Annotated in this window: 15 protein-coding genes; 6 read left to right on the top strand and 9 right to left on the bottom strand. The window is 64.7% G+C overall.

The annotated features are described in order from the left end of the window. The 5 genes from KF886_17560 to KF886_17540 form a co-directional block, all read right to left on the bottom strand. A partial coding sequence (locus tag KF886_17560; protein MBX3179166.1) for a hypothetical protein occupies positions 1-205 on the bottom strand: 205 nt, incomplete at its 3' end. Positions 206-242: 37 nt separating this feature from the next. Beyond that, complete coding sequence (locus tag KF886_17555) at positions 243-2,390, bottom strand: hypothetical protein (GenBank protein MBX3179165.1); 2,148 nt, start codon at positions 2,388-2,390, stop codon at positions 243-245. A 69-nt stretch (positions 2,391-2,459) separates the two neighbouring features. Beyond that, positions 2,460-3,047 (bottom strand): hypothetical protein, encoded by a 588-nt coding sequence (locus KF886_17550; GenBank protein MBX3179164.1) that lies wholly within the window; start codon positions 3,045-3,047, stop codon positions 2,460-2,462. A 977-nt stretch (positions 3,048-4,024) separates the two neighbouring features. Next, positions 4,025-5,611 carry a sodium:solute symporter gene (locus tag KF886_17545; protein MBX3179163.1) on the bottom strand — a complete coding sequence of 529 codons (1,587 nt, stop codon included), beginning with the start codon at positions 5,609-5,611 and terminating at the stop codon, positions 4,025-4,027. Positions 5,612-5,645: 34 nt separating this feature from the next. Continuing rightward, the gene (locus KF886_17540) at positions 5,646-6,338 is read right to left on the bottom strand and encodes a FadR family transcriptional regulator (GenBank protein MBX3179162.1); all 693 of its coding nucleotides are present in this window, start codon (positions 6,336-6,338) and stop codon (positions 5,646-5,648) included. A 109-nt stretch (positions 6,339-6,447) separates the two neighbouring features. On the opposite strand from KF886_17540, the gene kdsB reads away from it, so the two are divergent. Continuing rightward, complete coding sequence (kdsB, locus tag KF886_17535; protein ID MBX3179161.1) at positions 6,448-7,206, top strand: 3-deoxy-manno-octulosonate cytidylyltransferase; 759 nt, start codon at positions 6,448-6,450, stop codon at positions 7,204-7,206. Between the two features lie 42 nt (positions 7,207-7,248). Beyond that, complete coding sequence (locus KF886_17530; GenBank protein MBX3179160.1) at positions 7,249-8,415, top strand: hypothetical protein; 1,167 nt, start codon at positions 7,249-7,251, stop codon at positions 8,413-8,415. 215 nt (positions 8,416-8,630) lie between these two features. Here KF886_17530 and KF886_17525 read toward each other — a convergent pair whose 3' ends face one another. Then, on the bottom strand, positions 8,631-9,452 hold the full coding sequence (locus tag KF886_17525; GenBank protein ID MBX3179159.1) for a peptidoglycan-binding protein: 822 nt from the start codon (positions 9,450-9,452) through the stop codon (positions 8,631-8,633). Between the two features lie 372 nt (positions 9,453-9,824). Here KF886_17525 and KF886_17520 point away from each other — a divergent pair, with 372 nt between their 5' ends. Beyond that, complete coding sequence (locus KF886_17520) at positions 9,825-10,217, top strand: phosphoribosylaminoimidazole carboxylase (protein MBX3179158.1); 393 nt, start codon at positions 9,825-9,827, stop codon at positions 10,215-10,217. Beyond that, a complete protein-coding gene (locus KF886_17515) occupies positions 10,214-10,837 on the top strand; it encodes a GNAT family N-acetyltransferase (protein MBX3179157.1) in 624 nt (207 codons plus the stop codon). The genes KF886_17520 and KF886_17515 overlap by 4 nt, the downstream gene beginning before the upstream one ends. A 56-nt stretch (positions 10,838-10,893) precedes the next feature. On the opposite strand, the gene KF886_17510 is transcribed toward KF886_17515, so the two are convergent. The 3 genes from KF886_17510 to KF886_17500 all read right to left on the bottom strand — a co-directional run bounded on the left by KF886_17510 (position 10,894) and on the right by KF886_17500 (position 16,080). Next, positions 10,894-11,571, bottom strand: a complete 678-nt coding sequence (locus KF886_17510; GenBank protein ID MBX3179156.1) for a DUF3267 domain-containing protein — start codon at positions 11,569-11,571, stop codon at positions 10,894-10,896. 124 nt (positions 11,572-11,695) lie between these two features. Continuing rightward, entirely contained in the window at positions 11,696-12,802 is a 1,107-nt protein-coding gene (locus KF886_17505) for a hypothetical protein (protein MBX3179155.1), read from the bottom strand. A gap of 92 nt (positions 12,803-12,894) precedes the next feature. Then, on the bottom strand, positions 12,895-16,080 hold the full coding sequence (locus tag KF886_17500) for a PAS domain-containing protein (protein MBX3179154.1): 3,186 nt from the start codon (positions 16,078-16,080) through the stop codon (positions 12,895-12,897). Positions 16,081-16,780: 700 nt separating this feature from the next. Between KF886_17500 and KF886_17495 the strand changes: the two genes are divergently transcribed. Together KF886_17495 and KF886_17490 are read left to right on the top strand one after the other, a co-directional pair. Beyond that, positions 16,781-18,352, top strand: a complete 1,572-nt coding sequence (locus KF886_17495) for a hypothetical protein (GenBank protein MBX3179153.1) — start codon at positions 16,781-16,783, stop codon at positions 18,350-18,352. Then, positions 18,349-20,937: a family 10 glycosylhydrolase gene (locus KF886_17490; GenBank protein ID MBX3179152.1), complete on the top strand. Its 2,589-nt coding sequence runs from the start codon at positions 18,349-18,351 to the stop codon at positions 20,935-20,937. The genes KF886_17495 and KF886_17490 overlap by 4 nt, the downstream gene beginning before the upstream one ends. Positions 20,938-21,130 lie beyond the last annotated feature (193 nt).

Raw genomic sequence — 21,130 nt, 5'->3', positions numbered from 1 at the left:
TGAAGCGGACATCGTCGAAGAGGTAGTCCGCCCTTTCGCCCACGCCGAAGCCGATGTCCGTGCTCGCGTTGGTGAGGGTCGTGTCCGCCTCGAAGGTGTCGACTTCCGTTTCACCGGCGCGGAGGTGCTTCACGGTGACGCTCGCGCCCTCTTCTCCACCAATCTCAATGACCACTTCGCGCCACTGCCCGTGCGGGATAGCCACCGCGACCCCGCCGAGCGACCACCAAACTGTCCTTCCCCTACTCCGCGATGAACCCGTGCGCGAGGCCCATGTAGTAGGCGATCAGGAAGGGTGTTGGGTCGCGCAGGCGTTGCGGGTTGCCCGCATGGCTGAGGCGCCACGGGTCTTCGCCCCAGAGCAGGCAGTGCTGTTCGTCGATGGGATAGACCAGCCCTTCCAGGCCGTGGCCCTGATCCTCGTGCAGGTTGGTGAACGTGCCCTGCGTGTGGTCGCCGAGGCGGGTTACGTCGATGCGGTGGGCGTTGGAGAGGGGCCAGTCGATGAGGTCGATGGGGTAGCGCTTGAGGGTGTCGACGCCGAGGGCCATATAGCGGGCCGGGGGCGACAGGTCGAAGCTGCGCCACTGGTCCGTGCGGAAATGGCCATCGTTGCAGGCGGCGTAGATGAAGTTGAAATAGGGGCTGCGCTCGTATTTTTCGATGTTCCAGTACCAGTAGATGGAATTGCGGTACATGGCGAGCAGTTCCGAGTCGGTTTCGTAGCGGATCAGGTGGTAATAGTTCATGAAGGCCATGTTGTCATCGCCCTGGCCGAGGGAGCCGGGGCCAAACTGGATCTTGGGCGTGGTGACGGTCTTCATGGCGTAGCCGTGTTCCCAGGCGAGTTTGAGGTAGTGCTCGCGGTACTTCGGGTCGCCCGTCACGTGGTGGGCGACCTGGAGGTAGGTGAGAATGCTCTGGGCGTTCAGGCCGCTTTCGAACCACCAGTTGCCGTCCTGATTCAGGGATTCCGGCGAAAAGTGTCCCCACCGCGTGGGTTTTCCGTCGTAATCGATCATGGTGTAGTTGTTGTCGATGAGGTGGTCGGTCACGCGGCGCACCACGGCCCGCACCCGCTCCCGCTCCGCTTCCGTTTCACACACGCGATCATAGTAGGCGCCGTAGCCGAAGTAGTGTCCGTCGAGTTCGTCGGAGCTGGAGTCGCACAGCCAGTACCATTTCCCCGAGGCGTCCGTGGGCCAGCGGCGCGGCATCTGCTTCCAGAGCGTATCGCCTTCGAGGCGCACCCGGTCATACTCGTGGGAGTATTCCTCGTTGGGATCGGGCCCGTTCGTGGGTCGGATGCACCGCGCGATGAATCCCGGCGGCGCGGGAAGGCTGCCGCCCTGCGTCACTTCGCTGAGAAAGGCGAGGGCCTCGAAGGCGCGGTGGGCTTTCTCCTTGAGCGCCGGGTTCCCCGTTGCGGCGTAGCCCAGGCTCGCCGAAGCGAGATAGATGCCCGTGTAGTGGCCGTCGTTGTCGGTTGGCTGGGCCTCCGCGCCCGCTTTCACGCCGGGTTCCGGCATCAGCGCGTCGGCAACGTAGCCGTATTCCGTGCGGCGGTGGTAGCGGTCGATTTCCGCCTCGAAAAGCGCCGCCTTCTCCGCCAGGGTCATGGGCTTCCGCGCAATGCACGAAACCCCGCCCGGCGTGGCGATCCAGACGGCGCCATCGGGCGCCACGGCAATGTCGTTCACGTGGTTGTCCTGCAGCCAGCGCCGGCCCTGGCGAAAACGCCACTGCCCTTCGCCGTCGAAAAGCACGGCGCCGTTCGTCGTGCCAAACCAGACGCCGCCGGGGCCCGCCGCCAGGCAGGTGAAATCATTGAAGGGCAGGCCCTCCGCGCCAGTGTACAGCGTCCACGCGCCCGACGTGTCCCGGCGACCCACACCCTGCGGACTGGCGAACCAGAGATTGCCTTCGTGATCGAAGTCCACCGCGCGCACATCAATGGGGGCCCAGCGTCGCGCGCCGTCGTGGGGCAGTAGCATCGCCCAGGCGCCGCCACGGGAATGGAACAGCCCCAATTCCGCCGCCACCACCCGCTCGCCATCGCGCTCCGCGGCGCCCCAAATTTCGCCGGCTTCGACCCCGGCAACCCCGTCGGGAAACGGCTTTTCCAGGGACAAAACTGTGCCCGCCGCGCTGGCATCGAGGGGCGCCCACGCTGCGCCATCCCAGCGGGCGGACCCGCCTGCGGTCTGCACGATCACCGCGCCGTCCTCCGCGACCGCAACACGTTGGACATCGTCGGACGGCAGCCCGTTCGCCGCGGTATAGGACCGATGAAATTCCTGCTCGAACGGACCAACGGGCACGGGCTGGGCGCCGGAAGGAAAGCTCGAAAACAATAGTGCGGTGAGGCCTACAATCGAAACACTTCTCATGACCGACTTCCTTGTTGGCAGCGTGCAAGGCCGGCGCCCGACGCAGGGCGCCCGGTTAATTCGCACGCCTCATCGATAGAACGAGACAAACATCACATTGCCCGACTTCTCCAGACGGGTCAGCTCCACGACTTCACCGGCGTACCAGTCCGGTTCGTCTGGGCCCATTTGACGCGTGAAGTACACGCGGGCCGCGCCGTCCGTATCCGAGTATTTCCTGACCAGCTTCCGCGCGCGCGCACGGATATGATACGGACGCTCCGCCCAGCGTCCATCCGTGTCCGGCGTTCTGGACCAGCCGGCAGGCAGCGCATCCGCCGCAACGGCGTCCAGGTATGCATCCCAGTCGCTGGCATCGAGGTGCAGAATCAAGACGATACTTCCATCATCCATATTCCGCAGGGCATCACTGAAGTGTGTACTGCGCTGCAAGAATGGCTTCCATGATTCTGTTGCGAGCACGTGCTCGGCCTTCGGCTCGAAATTCTCCGATGCGGACCTATACAGCAAGACACAAACCGCCACCGCAACAAACAGGGCCACGATTCCGGCAATTGCGCGTATCAGGTTTCGGGCGAAGACGCAGGTTTGCAGGAGCTTGCTGTTCGTATCTATTACAGAAGCACTCTGGGGTTTCGTCTGATAGGATTCAGTCATTGTACGCCGTCCTCTTCCGCCGCAAAGCACCACGTCTACCATTGTAAGGGTGCAGTTCTGATATTACCGATAAATTACGAGCGCTATGGATCGGGCCTTCAGCCCTCATAGCTTATTGGATCCCTTTGCCTGGGCCGATGGCCCAGGCTGGTTTGAAACAGGCCTTCGGCCCTGAATATCGTTTCTTCAGCGCCGGTGGCGCCCGATCATATCAGCCTGGGCCGCAGGCCCAGGAAGAGTGACGACGATTTCGGCCAGGGCTGAAAGCCCGTATCATAGTGGGTTTCCGGCGAACTGCAAAAATCGTAACACTTTAGCCGTCTGAAGTAGTCGCCCTCGTCGCACCCAACGGTGGCGGCTCTCGGTGATCGAGCACCGTCATCCCCACGAAAGTGGGGATCCAGAGACCATGCAACGTTAACCTCGCAAAACCTCTGGATTCCCGCCTTCGCGGGAATGACGAATACATCCAGGGTACGAAAGGAATCTCGTATCGGCGAACGCCTTACTTCAGACGGCTAAAGTGTTATCAAAAATCGTAATACGTTAGCCGTATGAAGCAGTGAGCAGGTATAATTCCAAACGCTCCGGTAATTCCGCGAGGAAGCACGGCTAAAGGATCGCGGGCATTCTTGCCTGCGGCAACGCCTGCGTCGGATTTCAACGGGCATGGCTGGCCTGGAATAGATTCCCGGCGTCCCCAAAACCGGAATCCAATCGTGACCGGCGTCTATACACAAGCGCAGCAATCACATGAAGTCTTGCGCACCTCCTGCCGCAGACAGGAATGTCCGCGATCCTTCGATTCACGCTCTCTTGACCGAGACATGCTCTCCCACCGGGGGTGCTTCATACGGCTAAAGTGTTACCAAAAATCGAGACTTTTCTGACTTCCCCACTGTCTGGGCGCGGTAATATCAGAACTGCACCCCATTATAAACGTTTTCCGTGTCCTTGCGGTCTCTGACGCCCCGCCTCTACGCCTCGTCCTTACCGGCCAGAAGCCGGCTGGCGGCGATGCCGACGAGGAAGATGGTGAGCGTGCCGATGACGGCGACGAGGTTTCCGTGGAAGGGGCTGCGGAGGGCGGCGAGGCTCTCGGGCCATAGGTTGGCGGTGGGGAGCGTCATCCAGACGATGACGAGCAGCCCCACGACGACGCCAATCACGGCGGCGGCGTTGTTGGCGCGCCGGCTGATGAAGCCGAGCAGGAAGAGGCCGAGCATGCCGCCGGCGAAGATGCCGGAGATAACCCACCAGGCGTCGAGCAGGCTGGTGACGCGGACGAGCGCCAGGGCGACGCCGGTGCCCATAATCCCCCAGAGCAGGGTGACGCCGTGGAGCACGCGCATGGACTGCTTCTCGGTGGCGTTGCGGTTGACGTAGCGGGCGTAGACGTCCTTGAGCATGACGGTGGCGGAGCAGTTGAGGCTGGTGTCGATGCTGCTCATGGCGGCGGCCAGGAGGGCGGCGATGAGGAGGCCGGTGATGCCGGTTGGGAGCCCGTTCACGATAAAGTGCGGGAAGACCTTGTCGCCGATATCGGCGGGGCCGAGCGCGGCGGCGGCGGCCTGGATCGCGGCGTGCTGGCCGGCGGTTGCGGCGGCGAGGTCCAGCTTGAGGTTGGCCGCGGCGACCTGCGTCCGCACCTGGTCGAGCATCTCGGGATGGACCTGGTAGTATGCGAAGAGGGACGTGCCGATGAGGAAGAACATGAACGACGCGGGCACGTAGAGGAAGGCCATGGTCCACACGGCGCGGGAGGCTTCGCGCTCAGACTTCGCAACGTGGTAGCGCTGGACCTGATCCTGGTCGATGCCGAAGTTGTTCAGGTTGATGGCGATGCCGTAGACGAGCACCACCCAGACGGTGGACTCGCCGATGGAGGCCCCCCAGCTCCCGAGGCTCATCTTGCCGTGCTCGCTGGCGATGGCGAGGATCTGGCCGGGCCCTTCGGGCATCCCGAAGAGGAGCACGATCAGGGCAAACGCCGCGCCGCTGAGCAACACGATGCTCTGGACGACATCGGTCCAGACGACGGCCTCGATCCCGCCGAGCATGGTGTAAATCGTGACGAGTGCGCCGGTAACCAGGATGGTGGTGGCGATGTCCCAGCCGATGAGCGTGTGCAGCACGAGGGCCACGCCGAGGAGGATGGCGCCGATGCGGGCGACCTGGTTGAGCGCGTAGCAGAGCATGGCGTAGGTGCGGGCCCAGTTGCCGAAGCGCGCCTCGAGGTGGGTGTACGCGGAGATCTCGCCGGTGGCGCGATAGAAGGGGATGAAGTACTTCGCGGCGACAAAGGCGGCGATCGGGAGCGTGAGGCTGAACACGAAGGGATTCCAGGTGCCGCCGTAGGCCTTGCCGGTCACCCCGAGAAAGGTCATGCTGGAGAGGAAGGTGCCGAAGAGCGAAAGGCCGACGGCCCACCCCGGCACATTGCCGCCGGCCGCCGTGAACTGCTTGACCGTCTTGCTGCTGCGGACGAAAAACGACCCCACGCCCACAACGGTCCCGACGTAGATCACGAGGATGGCGATATCGATCCAGGGAAGCTGGCGCATGCGGGTGTCTCCGTTTCGTTCTCGGGCCTGCGCCCTATTCCATCAACGTTCGTTCGAGGTGGGACCGCAACAGCGAAGCCGCGAGCGTCGCATCAGCGCGCCGGAAGGCGTCGGCGATGAGGTGGTGCTCCCGGATCGACATGGCGGCGTCCTCTTTGGGATTCGGGCCCACTTCAACTGATTCGGCGAAGTAGTCCGACAGGACCTTGTGCATCCCGGCGATGAGCGGATTGGCGGTCATGTCCAGAATCAGGCGGTGAAAAGCCAGATCAATGTCGTCCGTGGCCGGGGTGTGGCCGGTTTCCGACGCGAGTGCTTCGAAGTCCGCCGCAAGTTCCGAAAGCCGCGCGCGCTGGGCGTCGGTGGCGTTGCGCGCGGCAAGATCCACCGCGCCCACCTCCAGCACATAGCGCAGCTGGGCGAGCTGCTGGAATTCGCCCTCGCAGCCATCGCGCACATACAGCGGCACCCACCGCGACATCAGGTGGACCGGGTCCGGACGGCTGACGATCAGGCCCTTGCGCTGGCGCCCTTCGAGAATGCCCAGCGTGCGGAGCTGGCTCAAGGCCTCGCGCGCCACGCTCCGGGAAACGGCGTAACGCTGCTCCACCTGATCCCCCGTCATGAAGAATTCGCCCGCGCTCAGGCCGGCGGCGACGATGTCGTCGTGAATCCGGCGGGCGAGGCGCTGGGCCTGGGACTCGCTCTGGGAGACGGGGGCTTGCATGTAAAAAAAGTAACACTTTTTGCTTGCAATTACAAGAAAAACGTTATAAACTCATTTTTGACGTCCAATTAATCCTATTTATTCGACCCTGTCCCTGGAGAATTGACCTATGGCGACTGCCCGCGTGGTGGGTATCATTCCGGCGCGCTACGGCTCCACCCGGCTTCCCGGCAAGCCCCTGCGCACCATCGGCAACAAGACCATGATCCAGCACGTGTACGAGCGTTGCGCGAACGCCATGTCGCTGGATGACCTCATTGTGGCGACCGACGACGCGCGCATCGCGGAGGCGGTGGCCGGCTTCGGAGGCCGCGCGCAGATGACACGGGAGGACCACCCGAGCGGGACGGATCGCCTGGCGGAAATCGCGGAGACCCTCGACGCGGAGATCGTGGTCAATATTCAGGGGGACCAGCCCTTTTTCGACGCGAACATGATCGACGAGGTGGTGGCGCCGCTGCTGGCGGATCCGTCGCTGGAGGTGGCCACGCTGCGCTACCCCATCACGCGGGAAGCGGATCTCCAGGAGCCGGCGGTGGTCAAGGTGGTCGCGAACCACGATGGCGACGCGCTGTATTTCTCGCGGTCGCTCATCCCCTACCCGCGCCAGGACGTGGACCACGCGGTGTACGAGCACGTGGGGCTGTATGCCTACCGGCGCGTGACCCTGCTGCGGCTGGCGAAGCTGCCGGTCTCGATGCTGGAGTCGGTCGAATCGCTGGAGCAACTGCGTTGGCTGGAAAACGGCGTGCGGATACGCGTGCCGGTGACGGAATGTCCCGACCGGGATTTCAGCGGCTTCAGCGTGGACACGCCGGAAGACCTGGCGCGCGCCGAAGCGATGTTGCGCGAACGCGAATCGCGCTGAGGAGTACCCCCCATGTCTATCGCGCCCGAGAGCCTCGAATTTCTGCGCGGGCAGCTGGACCCGCTGGCCCTGGAGCGCACGCGCGCGGCCGCGGACCAGATCGTCGCGGCGAAAGAGCGCGGCGGCAAGGTGGCCGTCGTCACCGGGAGCGGGCCGAACATACACGAGGGCGTCACCACGCTGGTGTCGGAACTCATGCGGCTGGGCGTGGTGGACGGGGTGTCCACGAGCTCGGCGGTGGTGGCGCACGAGCTGGGCGGGACGCTGGACCAGGTAAAACGCTGCAATGGCGTCGCGCTCGGGCTGGACCCGTCGATTCTGCCGCGCGGCGGGGATTTCGAGCTTTCCCAGATGGACCCGGAGGTGGAGGCGGAACTGGCGGAGCACATGCCGCTGGACCGCGATCTGATGGCGCGGCTGGCGGCGGCGGAGGGAAAGACGATCATCAAGGCGGCCGGGAACCTGGGCTACCCGATGGGGCTGTGGCTGGAGAAGGTCTCGGAAGAAATCTGCACGCTCGCGCGCATCCACGGGAAGTCCTTCGAGGAAATCGCCGGCCTCGGCGCGGATGAACGCACGATGATCGGGCGCGGCGCGCGGCTGGGCCTGCCGGTCGTCGTCACGATCCCGCAGTTGATCGGCGGCGGCGCCACGGGCCTGTGCATCGGCGACAGCATCAGCATCACCGAGCGCGCGGCGCGCCTGGCGCGGTTGCTGGACAGCGCCGACGTGATCATCGAATCGGCGGTGGCGCTGACGCAGGAGGTGCACGACGGCCCCTATGAATGCTACACGGGCCACGGGCTGTGGTCGGCGTGGCAGGGCCGCTTCCACTATGCGCTGGAGGGCAAGACGCTCGTCCGCATGGACCTGGATCCCGCCCTGGAGACGGTGTACCAGGCCGAACGCGGGGACAGCGCGGTGCAACGGGCCATCGCCGATGGCCAGCCGAAAACGAAGCTGTTCAAGGTGCCCTTCCGCATGGAAATGTCCGGTTTCGCCCGGCACGAGGGCAGCATCCCGATCATCGGCGATATCGGCGTCGTGTGGCCCGTGCTCGCGCTGGAACTCGCCGAACGGCTTGGCCTCGACCTCGAGTTCCTCTCCTACCCGCAGCAAAGCGAACCCGGCCAGGCCATGCGCCAGGCTATCGTCCGCGACGTCAAGCCCTTCAGCCGGAGGAAGATGATCGAGGCCCTGGGAAAGTAGGACGGGCCAATGTAGGATAGGCGTCCCGCCTGTCCCCACAGGGACGCGTTCCTGTCTGCGATTTCCCATTTCACACGGTTGTCCCCTCCACCACCACAATAACCCAAAAAGGAATGTGGAACAGGCGTCCCGCCTGTTTTTGGACAGCCGGAACGGCTATCCTACTCTGGAGAGCTGGGACGGCTATCCTACCTTGGACAGCCGGGACGGCTATCCTACTCTTGCAGCCCGAGCGCCCGCGCCCCAATCCGGTACGCGTCGGTGAAGCGCTCCAGCCCGTGCGTCCCGCCATTCACGAGCCGCCGCGCCGCGCGCAGATCGCCCGCATCCAGCGCCTTCCGGATCGCCCCCTCCCGCTCCTTGAGGAAGCGCGCCAGCAGCCGCGCCGCCACCTCCGGATCATTCGCGCGATCCGGCGCCGCCACGAGCCGATCATCGCCGTACAACGCGCGGCTGTGGCGCGTGTAATTGTCCCGGCCCGTCAGCTGGACAAAGCCCCGCCCGCGAAAACGCGCGCCGTCCGGATAGCCCCGGTTGCCCAGGTCCGCGCGATCGTCATAGCGATCAAACGGATGCCCGCCGGGCGTCGTGTTGTACTTCGACACCCGCTCGCTCACTGGCTGGAACGACTCCGTCTCCGCGCGGATCGTCGCCAGCGCCATCAACACCATCGGCGCGTCGTCCAGCCCCGCCGCCGCCAGCGCATCGAGCACCACCGGCAGATGCCGCGCGATCCCCGGCGCCGACGCCGCCGGAAACATCCGCGCGGCCGCCGCCCGCACCGCCGGATACGCCTGCGCCGCCGCGCTGCGCCCGCCAGCCTCCACCCCCGGCGCCAGGCCGAGCGCCGCCAGCGTCAACGGTCCCGCGACGCCATCCACCGCCAGCCCGCGCACCCCCTGAAACGCCCGCACCGCCGACGCCGTCCGCGCCCCATACACCCCATCCACCGGCCCCGGACAAAACCCCGCGTCCCGCAGCCGCGCCTGCAATGCCCGTACCCCCGCGCCCGCCGCGCCCAACCGAAAAACCGTCATGCCCTGCCTCCACCGGGGATGGTTCATGTTCCCCTATAGATGGGGATGGGGCATTGCAGTGCGCGCGGGGGAAAAATCACGCCGGCGGACAGGGCAATCGCGATTAGTACTTCGTATACGTGCCAATCGCCATGCTCGGATTGAAATGGAATTGCCCCGCACCGGCCCTGTCGAAAAGGACGCCAGCCAGGGGGCTGACACGCCCCCGCCACCCCGGCGGCATATGGACGTAAGAATCCAGCCCACCGTATTTGCCTCACCGGCCCCTTCCTGCGTCCTTCGCGCAGGCGGGAAAGGATGCGCGGCGCTCCGCCCATGGGTATGATAGTCACACGACGGGCGCGCGGGGTTGTGCGCGCGGGAGGTTGTTGGATGGATGCACCAGAGCGGGAACCTGAAGCCATTCGGTCGTTTCTTCACCCGGCGGCGGGCGCGTTTATTCTCGGGCTGGACTGGCTGCTTTTCGGGGGCACGGCGGCGACGGGCGGCGCGGCCCTGGCGCTTTCGGTGGTGCTGGGCTTCCTGATTGGCGGGCTGGGCACGGGGCTCATCCAGCGGATCGTAGCGAAGGATCGCGCGGGCGCCGCGCTGATGAAGGGCCTGGTCGCCGGCATCGTGGTGGGGCTGCCCTTCCCCATTGGCGGGACGATCGTGGGCGGGGCGGTGCTGGCGTCGTCCGGGCTGGACCAGTTGAAGCGGCGATCGGCGCGCGCGCTGCTGGAGGGAAAGACCCGCCCGAAGGACGGCGGAGACAGCGCGCCGTGAACGCCGCAATACGCCCGGCGCGCGCGGAAGACGCCGCCGCGGCCGCGCCGCTGATCTACAGCTCGGGCCCGGAGGCCTTCGAGTACGTGTTTTCGCACCGCGCCAGGACGCCCGCGCGGGGTTTCATCGAGTACGCGTTCTCGCGCGGCGCAGGGGAGTTTTCGTGGCGCTGGTTCCGCGTGGTGGAGGTGGACGGCCAGGTCGCGGGGACGGCATCGGGCTACACGGGGGCCGACGCGCGGGGTTTCGCGTGGCATGCCGTGCGGCAGATCGTGCACTGCAACGGCCTCCTCGCCGGCGCCCGGGTCATCGCGCGCGGGCTCCGCATTGAGCGGATCATCGTGCCGCCGTCGCGCCCGGACGAATACTACATCGGCAACGTGGCCATTGCGCCGGACCTGCGCGGCCGCGGGCTCGGCCGGATGCTCTTCGAGCACCTGCACGAAGAGGCGCGTGCGCGGGGCGCGTCGGAATGCGTGCTGGACGTCTCGGCGGAGAACCCCCGGGCGGAAGCACTCTACGCGCGCCTGGGCTACCAGGTGGTGCGGGATATCCCCTCGCGCCTCGCCAACGCCGCCGGGCGCGTGCCCGATCACCGGCGGATGGCGCTTTCGTTGTGAGCGGATGACGCGTCCGCAACACCTGGAAAGCTTGCTCGAACGTCACGCCTGGATATTCATTCCTCTTGAAGTTCCACTTCCTCTGCCGAGGCATTCCGAGGAGTTACTTCTCTATTCCCATCGCTGTCCTCGGCAGCCACAATGCACGTCTCCTCCCCGGTTAGTTTCCAGTACGTCCAATAGCCGTGATTATGCACGCTGGCCCCCGGTGACACCTGAAGAAGAACCATGGTCGCTCCGAACAAATCGCCACATGCGAGCAACGCATTAAACACCGAAACGTAGACTACCCAGCCTGGAACGGCGCCAATAGCCACGGAAAAAAGCAACGGGGCCAGGCTCATACACAGGAAGGGCATGAGCAGAATCGCGATGAAACGGTTTCGCGTCAGCTCGCCATCATAATGCGCGTAGAACAGCAGTTTGGAGGGCCACACACCCAGCAATGAACGGGAGGTGAGGCCCTGGCCTGGATGCGTGGCGGCATGAATCAACTCGTGGACAAGTGTGATGGCGGCAAAGGAGAGAAGGAATCCAGATATCGTAGGCGGCATGATCGCGCCTTCGAAGTCCCCGATCAGAAACCAGAGTGTCGCAAGCACCGCCGATGTCACGATTCCAATTGGAGTCGCGATCAGCTGCATAATCCAGACTGAAGGCTCGCGCATCGCGCGCCAGGGAGGGTTCGGCACGAAGTCCGTGGGCTCTGGAACCGATCCTACGTGTAAACGCATGTCCTTGCCTCCCATTGAAGTCTCTGCCATACCAAGGGTGTCGAGAAAGTTCTACGCAGCGCCTTGTGCACGCCATCACAAAGCCGCCGGTTTTCCACTCCCTACAAAATCCGATGCGTTTTATTCAATCCTCCGCCAGCCTGACACCCGGGTGATCGCCGTTGCGGTGCAGGGTGAAGCCGCGGACGGGTCCCTCGCCCTTTGCGAGAAAGGTCATTTGGCCGCCTTCGCGGATCCGGAAGCGGCCGAATCCCTCGGGGAAGAGGTGGGCCGGGTTTCCTCCGGGCGCTTCGAGCACAAGCTCCTTCCCAGACCGGCGGATGGTGACGGTGGCGGCGCCCTTTTCCACGCTGTAGCGGCCTGTGTATCGATCGAGCGCATCGTCGGAGAGTTCGATGCGGGTGTCGTAAGTGCGCGGCGGGGCGCCGGTCAAATCGCGTAGGCGGGGACTGTTTTTGAACAGGCGTTTCAGCGGGCGGTCGTACTTGCCCCCGGCGATCAGCTCGGGCAGTTCGAGCGTGACCATCTCCTCAAAGTTGGCCAAGTTGAACACGTGCGCGCGGCGGGCCTGGAGGTCGTAGATCACGGAATAGCTCGTGTACGCGCCGGGGCCGCGCTGGTGGATGGTGTCCAGCGCCTTCGCAGCCAGGCCGATCGCGTCCCCCGCGTCGCCCCGGAGCACCCGCTCCGCGAGGACGTAGCGCTCGCAGCGATAGCCGGATGCGGCGATGCGCGTGTTGGTGATGAGCTGGAAATCCCCCGTGCGGCGGGTGATGTTCAGCCCGGTTCCCGGCAGCCAGCTCACGACCATGGAATCCCCGGTGGCGTCGGCAAACATGAACTGGCCCCCGGAAAGATGCTTGCAGTTATAGGCGCGAAACATGGCCTCCGCCTCGGCCACCGTGGCGCAGGTGTTCATGATGTGTTCGAGGAGATTGTCGGTGTTCTCCCGGGCGGGGTCGGCCGTCCAGGGAAGTTCCGGAACGGTCGCGGCGTCGAAGGCGAGCCCTCTTTCGTTCATGCCGCCCTGCGCGAAACGGTCCTTAAATCCGAAGTTGAGGCGGGCAAGGCGGCCCTCCCCGGCCGGCGCAACCCAGACGTAGCCCGGCTTGATGTAGTCCTCGTTGTTGGCGAACAGCACGGCGCCGTCGCGGACGAGGGTGAACATGGAGCAGGGGTGGGCGGAAAGCGCCGCGGTGAGCAGGATTGGCAGGAGGATCGAAAATCGCATGGTGTACGCTCCCAGGTTGGCCCGGTTAGGGCGCTGATTATTCGGACCATTCCCGCAAACGCATTTGCGGCCCGGCCGCCGTGGCGCGCTGGTCATCCAATTGGCCTTCCGTCGATGACTTCGCGGATCTTCGCGGCGATGCTTCGGGTATTGAAGGGCTTCTGCAGGAAATTCACGCCCGTGTCGAGGACGCCGCGGTGGGCGATGGTGTCGGCGGTGTAGCCGGACATGAACAGCGTCTTGACGCCCGGGCGCAGGGCGTCCACGTTCCGCCAGAGCTCCTTGCCGTCCATCCCCGGCATGATGACATCGGTGAGCAGCAGGCCGATCTCGCCGTCGTGTTCGCGGGCGATCCGCAGGGCCTCGTCGGGCGTTGCCGCGGACAGGACGTTGTACCCGAGCAGGGCCAACTGGCGCGTCCCGAGCGCGAGCAGGGCGGGTTCGTCCTCCACGAGGAGGATGGTCTCGCTTCCGCCGGGCGCGGCGGTTCGTTCCGGCGCGGCCGTTCCATCCGGCTCCACGGCGCTCTCGGGGAAGTAGATCCGGAAGGTGGTTCCCTGGCCGGGCTCGCTGTACACGTTGATAAAGCCGCTGCTCTGCTTCACGATGCCGTAGACCGTGGCGAGGCCGAGGCCGGTGCCCAGGCCGGGTCCCTTGGTGGTGAAAAAGGGCTCGAACACCTGGTCGAGGGTCTCCCGGTCCATGCCGCAGCCGTCATCGCTCACCGCAAGCACGATAAAGCGCCCGGGCACGAATCCGGGGTGTACTTCGCAGTAGGCCTCGTCCAACTCGGTGGCGCCGGTTTCGATGGTCAGGGCGCCCTGCCCGCTGATCGCGTCGCGCGCGTTGACCGCGAGGTTCGCGAGAATCTGGTCGATTTGCGTCGGGTCTACGCATACGGGCCGCAGGTTGCTCCCCGGAATCCACCGCAGCTGGACATTCTCCCCGATGAGCCGCCCGAGCATCTTCAGCATGCGCTCGACCACCCCGTTCAGATCGAGCACCTGCGGGGCGATGGTCTGTTTCCGGGCGAAGGCGAGCAACTGCCGGGTCAGGGCGGTCGAACGGGCGGCAGCCTGGCGTATCTCGAGGAGATCCTTGCGGTGCGGGTCGGCGGTGTCCAGGTTGGAAAGCACCAGCTCGGTGTAGCCCGCGATGACGCCGAGCATGTTGTTGAAATCGTGGGCCACGCCGCCCGCCAGGCGGCCCACCGCCTCCATCTTCTGGGATTCGTGGAGCTGGTGGCGGAGCCGCTCCCGCTCGGCCTCCACCCGCCTGGACTCCGTCGTCTCCATGGCGATACCGCCGACGGTGGCGACAGACCCGTTTTCGTCCATCAGCGGAAAGAGCACCGTGCTGAGGAAATGCGGTTCGCCTCCGATCTCGATCCGGTCTTCAATCGTCCGCGCCTGGCGGGTCGCGGCGACTTCGTTGATCGCGCGGTGGTAATCGGCGGCCTTGTCCTCGGGGAGCAATTCCCAAAGGGTCCTCCCCTCCATGGCCTGGCCGGCGAGGTGGTCGTGGGCGTGGTTGGCGATCAGGTAGCGGCCTTCCAGGTCGAGCACGGCGATAAACAGGGGGCTGTACTCGAGGATTCCCTGGAGGCGGCTGGTCGCCTCGCGGAGCTTTCGGTCCGCCGCCACCCGATCGGTCACGTCGCGGTAGTGCACCGCAATGCCCCCTTCGAGCGGGTAGGCACGCATTTCGAGCCACATCTTCATGGGGGCGTAGTAGGTTTCAAAGCTCAGCGCCCGGCCTTCCCGCGCGGCGCGGCGGAGGTTTTCGTCCATATGCGTGTCGCGGATCGCCGGGAACGCCTCATAATACACCCGCCCGATCAACTCCCGCTTCGGGCGGCGGGCGAGGCGGGCCGCCTCGCGGTTCAGGTAGGTGAATCGCCACTCCTCGTCGAGCGTGCAGAACGCGTCCGTGATGCTCTCGAGCGTCTCCGTGACGCGCGCGGCCATTCTCGCGACGGCGGCCTGGCTTTGTTTGAGCTCCGTAATATCCTGCATGGCGCCCTGAAGCCGTATGATCCGGCCTTCCCCATCGCGAACGGCCTCGCCAATGGTGCGCACCCAAATGCGGCGGCCGCTCCCCGTGAACAGCTCGATTTCGAGGTCGTAAGGAACACCCTCGGCGATGCAGGCCTCAATGGCCTCGGAGAAGGGCGCGCGCCACTCCGGCGGGCAGGAAGCCAGGGTCGCGGCGACCGTCGGCTGATAGTCCGGCGGCCACTCGCGGATCGCGTAGACTTCCTCGGAACAGGTCACGCGGCGTTCGGGCAGTTCCATAATCCAGCCGCCGACGCGGGCGACGCGGCCGGCGGTCCTCCGCAGCACCTCGCTTTGCCCGAGCGCGCTCTGCGCCTTGATCCGCTCGGTAACATCGCTCGCCTGAATGATGAAACAGTCCACATCGCCGGCGGCATCCTTGACCGCGCTGACCGTGGCTTCCGCCAGGCGGGTGTTGCCCGCTTTGTCCTGGTACGTATCCCGGCTCCGGATCGGGCCGGCTGCCGAGGCCGCTTCTTCGAGCCTTCGCGGCCAGTTTTCGCGCATTTCGGGCAGATCGCGCCACCAGGGGGTTTCCCAGAAGAGTTTTCCGACCACCGCGTCCCGCTCGGTTCCGGTAACGCGAAGGGCAAGATCGTTGACCTCCAGCAGCCGCCCCTCCGGCGAGAGCACCGCCATGAACTGGAACTCCTGGTCGAACACGTGGTGGAAGCGGCGGGCGCGTTCGGCGAGGCGCCGCTGATCCCGCAGGGCGGCGGCGGAAAGCGCCATGGCCGCCGGATAGACGAGCAGCGAAAACAGGCCCGCCTGCCAAAGCGATTGCGCGCCCCATTGCCCGGTAATCACGGCCAGGCCAAACAACGGCAGGTGCGCCGCCAGCCCCATCGCCCCGGTGTGCGCCGGGTCGAGGGCCGCATCCGGCGTCCACCCGAAGCGGCGTCCCGCCAAGCCGATGGCCGCGGGCAGGAAAATCGACGCCAGGCCGGCAGCCCCATCGAGCCAGGCGGCGGCGCACGCCACCAGCACAGCCACCCCCGCCGCACGAAAACCGAAGTGGAGCGCGCAAAGGGCGAGGGGAACGGAGCGCCCGTCCAAACCGGCCAGATCACCATAGGGCGCAAGCAGGGCGGCGGCGGCGATGAGACCGAAGATCGCGCCCGCGCGCGCGCCGGCGTATCCCGAACCTTCCCATCGCCGCAGGGCGATACCCGCGGCCGCGCAAAGCGCCACCAGAAGGACTATATTGTAAAGTGACTCGAACAATAGAAGGGGCCCATCCCTTTGGAAGATGACTATAGTGCATCACAGCTCCCCTCGACAAATCCGGTGAGTGTCGACCGAGGACAACCCTCATCTTCTGATTCCGCAATTCTTTAGCCGTCAGAAGTAGTCACCCCCGTCGCACCCAACCGTGGCGGCTTTCGGTGATCGAAAACCGTCATCCCCACGAAAGTGGGGATCCAGAGATCATGCAACGTTAACCTCGCAAACCCTCTGGATTCCCGCCTTCGGGGCTGTCGGTTTACTTGACTCACCCTACGCTATAGAAGGAATGAGCAGATCCGTCATCCTCGCGAACGCGGGGATCCAGCGACGCGAACGCACAAACCTCCGAATTTCTCTGGATTCCCGCCTTCGCGGGAATGACGCTGTAGGGCGTTAGCACAAAACTGTAGGAAATTCGCTCACCGCACACGCTGAATCGACAGCCCCCTTCGCGGGAATGACGAATACATCCAGTGCAAGTAAGGCATCTCGTATCGGCGAACGCCTTACTTCAGACGGCTAAAGTATTACCTGATTCCAAAGATCTCTCGGCGGGGATGTTCCAGCGGCGCGTTGGTGTACAATGCGGCGTGCGGGCCATCGTCAACCCGCGGCCCGCGCCCGGGTCCGTGGGGACCGGCTCGCGCAACGCTTCAGGACTTGGCTTCCCGCCGAAGAACACGCTGCGAGGATTACAATGAATAGACGATCACACTATGCCTGTTGGATGGTTTTAGGCGCCCTTACGCTTTCGGGCCTCCTGACGCAAAGCGCTGTCCCGGCCCAGGACGCGCCCGCGGGCGCCGACTTCTTCTATACCGGCGGCCCTTATGTCGATATTCGCCTGCGTTTCGATCCCGGCGCCGACGGCGGGCAGGGGCTGGGCAGCCTCTTTGAGTTGAAAAACAACGACGGTGACGTGGTGCTGGGCGCGGGCTTCGACGACGCGCATTCCACGTACATGCGGGACAACAACCGGCAAGTCATTTTCTACTACCGGTCGCCCGCGCCGGAGGCCGCGATTGTGTCGATGGGCAAGCCCTTCGGCGCGGACAACAACGCCGCGCGGCTTCAGGTGGATGGCGACACGCTGGTGGCGGTGGGGAACTATGGCCGGCGCGCCCCCTACCTCACGCCGGATGGCGGCGGGGGCTGGAAACCCGTCGAAGCCGCGTGGGCGGCGGGCGCGGACACCTACGGCGGCGTGCAGTTTGTGAACGACGGGCGACTGATCTTCGAGAACGAACGCATCACCTACAACGGAGACGCCATCTACACGTCCGCCGCGGGCGCGGGGCGCTACTACTACACCCACGGCCAGATGGTCATCTGCCACTCAAAGCCGGACATGCTCCATGTCGCGCGTTGGAAGCCGGGCGAGACGATCGACCTCGCGGAGGCCCGGTCGTTCCCCATCGTGGGAAGCGTGTTCACACTGGGGGACTACGACGGCGAAATCCTTATCACCACGAACGTCGGCGAGTTCTACAGCTACCGCGACGGCGAATTGACAACGCACCGCGTGACGGACGGCAAGAGCTGGCAGGGCTACAGCATGCTGCGCCACTACGACAAGGTGCTCATCGGCCAGTACCCCACCGGCTCGCTCTATCAGTACGACAAGAGCGGGCTGGCGCTCTTTGACCCGCCCATTCCCGTGCCCGAGGGTGTGTCGGGCAATGCGCGGGAGGCGCAGACCCTGGCGATCTACGGCGGCTACCTTTACGCCGGCGTGTGGCCCTGGGGCGAGTTGTGGCGCTTTGACCATTTGGCGGATCGTTGGGACTTCGTGGCGCGGGTGTTCAGCCAGCCGGCATTGAGCATCGAGGACCAGGAGCCCTACGCGCGCGCCATGAAGGACAAACCCCCGGCCTATAACGCGTGGGGCCAGCGAATTGTCAATCTGACCAACTACCGGGACGCGCTGTATATCGCCACGATGAACAAGGGCGGGACGCCGTGGATTCCCGAGGTGCAGGCCATCGTGCCCGAGGCCGCTGTGTCGGAGTACGGTGTGGTGCACAAGCTCACCGCGCCGGCCCAAGTGGCGGCGCCGTTCACGTGGAAAGAGTCCACCGAGCTTCTGTTTCGCCTGGCCAATGCGAACCTGATCATTTTCCAGGACGAGGTCCACATCGGGTCGTGTCCATTGCCGCACGACCTCAAACTGGGCGCTGTGTCGGCCTCGGGCCTCACGGTCGCGAATGGAATCTACGGGCCGAGCCGAGGCAAGGTATCCCTTCTCGGGCTGGAGGCGGGCGAGCCATGATTCGGGCCATCGCGCTTGTCGCCGCGTTGCTCATGCCCTGGGCGGCGTTGGTCGCGGAGCCCTTCATCGGCGCCTACGTACACCTTCACCGCGTGGCGGCCCCGGGCGATCCCGTGGAGAAGCGCGAAGCGGATATCCGGCACAGTGTGGCTACAGCAAAGCGTGCGGGCATCACGGTCCTGATGCCCTATGTGTACGACTCCGCCGGGCGCGCCTATTATCCGAGCGCCCACCACCCAGAGCATCTGTATGGCGAGTGGGACGCCGCGGGCGCCTTCATCGCCGAGGCGCGGAAGGCGGGTATACGGGTCTATCCGACGGTTCCGGTGCTGGTATCGGGCCACGACGAGCCCAGGGGCATTCTGGCTCAACACCCGGAATGGGCGATTCGCCACGAAGACGGGGGGCCCTATGGCTATATCTCCGCGGCGAATCCTGCCGCGCGTGAATGGATCGTCGGTATGCTGCGGGAACTGGTGACGCGCTACCAGCTGGATGGGGTGACCCTGGACTACCTTCGCTATCCGAATCGGCCCATCCTCCTCGACGAGGCGGGCATGGCAGCCTACAACGAGGCCACGAGTGGCGCGCCCTATACGGTTACCGACCGGGGCGACACGCCCTGGCAACGATTCAAGGAATCCCAACTCACGGAACTGGCGAAGGCCATCGACGCCGGCCTGCCGGGCGTGCGGAAAGTGCTTTATTCCTGGGGCGCCCACGTGTCCGATGGCCATTACGTGGGCCAGCGCTGGGCGGATTGGGTAAAAGCGGGCTACATCGACGTCGTGAATGCTTCGGGCTATTGCTACACCGATAATTATGGCGAGCGCTACCTCGACGAATTTCGCGGGCGCATGCAAGCCGCGCGGGCGCTCATGCCAGACGTCCAGGCGGCGCGATTGACCTTTACCCTTGGCGTCGTAACGAGCCACGGGGCGATTAAGAAAACATCGGATATCAACGACTACCTGACCATTGCCCGCGAGGAAGGCATCGAGGGTGTGGCCTTCTTTACGTTGAACACGCTCGAAGAGCACGTGGATGAGGTCGTGGATGGAAAGTTCCTCGATGCGACCGCGGAAGCCACAGATCTGAACGTCCCCGATGCTGAGATTCAGACCGCGTATGAAGCCGCGGCCACGCAGAATGTGCTTGCCGCCGTGAACCCAGACATCTTCCCCGGCTACTGGTCCGTCTGCGCGGATGGAATCGGCCACGGGCTCGGGAATACCTATCCCGCGCTGGACGGACACCAGATGGCGGATGCGCTGCTGTTTCTGGGGCAGGTGGAAACGGTCCGGCTGAACTGGGACTACGTCACGTCCTTCCAGCGGGTGGATGGGCAGTTGCCGTTCGCGATACTTCCCGCGTCGGCGGGCAAAGCCATTGGCCCGCCAGGGGCCCAGGCGGTCGTGGACCCGAATGGCGGATTGTATGAACACTGGGTGCCCGATAACCCGTTGCGCGCGTTGGGCTACCCGACGTATATCCAGAACGCGGATGTCCTCTATCGCATGACGGGTGACCGGGCCTGGCTGGAGGCGAATCTGCCGTCGGTAAACCGCGCGGCGGATTATTTTGCGACCATGATCACGCCAGAGGGGGCGGTCGGCGGCGCGGGCTACTACGTAGAGCGCCCGACCCGCGTGGAGTACGATGGCGTCACCCAGGGCCACGCGGTGGACGCCTTTCGCCGCCTCGCGGCCCTGAACCAGATTGCCGGGAACGACGACGCCGCGCAGCGCTACGCCGCGCTGGCGGACAAGATTGAAGCGCATTTCCAACAGGAATTCTGGGCGGGCGACCACTTCGCCGAGTATATCCACCCGGAGCGCGGCAAGATTGTTGGCCACGGCTTGACCGACACGGATTGGGCCGCGATTGCGACCGGCGTAGCAACGAATGCGCAGCGCGCAACGCTCTGGCCGCAACTTCGGCACGAGATGAAGTTTCGGTACAGCGGCATGCCCACCGGTATCGCGACCCGGCCCGAAACGTACGAATCGTGGGAGTTCAGCCACGATGATCGCATGGACCTGGCGGCCATGGGGCGCGTGTGGTATATCGAGTGCTGGGCGCGGGCCAGGATGGGCGATGGCGCGGGGCTGGTGGAGGCAATTCTGCCCGTCTGCGAAACCGGTAAGGCCAGCGGCTACTACTGGCGCGAACGGTACAATGCGGAAGGCGGCTTCGGCGTCGAGAAATACTGCGAGTATCCGGCGAATTTGATTCGAATCGTGCAGCGCTTCGTGATGGGCGTGGACTATAGACTGGATGGCTCTCTCGCGCTGGCGCCGTGCGTTCCGGACTCGTGGTGGGACGCGGGTTTTGGACAGACGCTGCGCTGGCGCGGGCGAGAGTTGTCGTACCGATTTCGGAAGGGCGGCATCTCGGGTACGTATGCCGGGAACGACACTCTGGAACTGCGCGTGCGGCCGACGAATCGATGGGCCGGAACGGATGTTCGCGCTATCGCGTCGGGTGCGCCGCTTGACGCCGTCACCGAGGACGGCGCAATTGTAGTCAGGCTGAATCCGACGGACGCTGGTGAAACCACGAAGTTTGAGATCAATTGGCCTTGAGCGATCCCCATGGAGAATCAGGCAATTCTATTTCTGACCACGGATAACACGGATGTTTGACCCAGAATATGCCTCAACAGTCACCAATCAGTATCATGATGCGCCGGATTCGTACGTTGTCCCCTGCAGTAATTCCGTTCCGCATTATCCGTGTTATCCGTGTCATCCGTGGTCAAAAAACGTGTTTTGACCA

This window comes from Candidatus Hydrogenedentota bacterium (assembly GCA_019637335.1).
Classification (GTDB): domain Bacteria; phylum Hydrogenedentota; class Hydrogenedentia; order Hydrogenedentales; family JAEUWI01; genus JAEUWI01.
The sequence above is the reverse complement of the archived record's forward strand: the minus strand, read 5'-3'. Positions and strand labels throughout refer to the sequence as shown.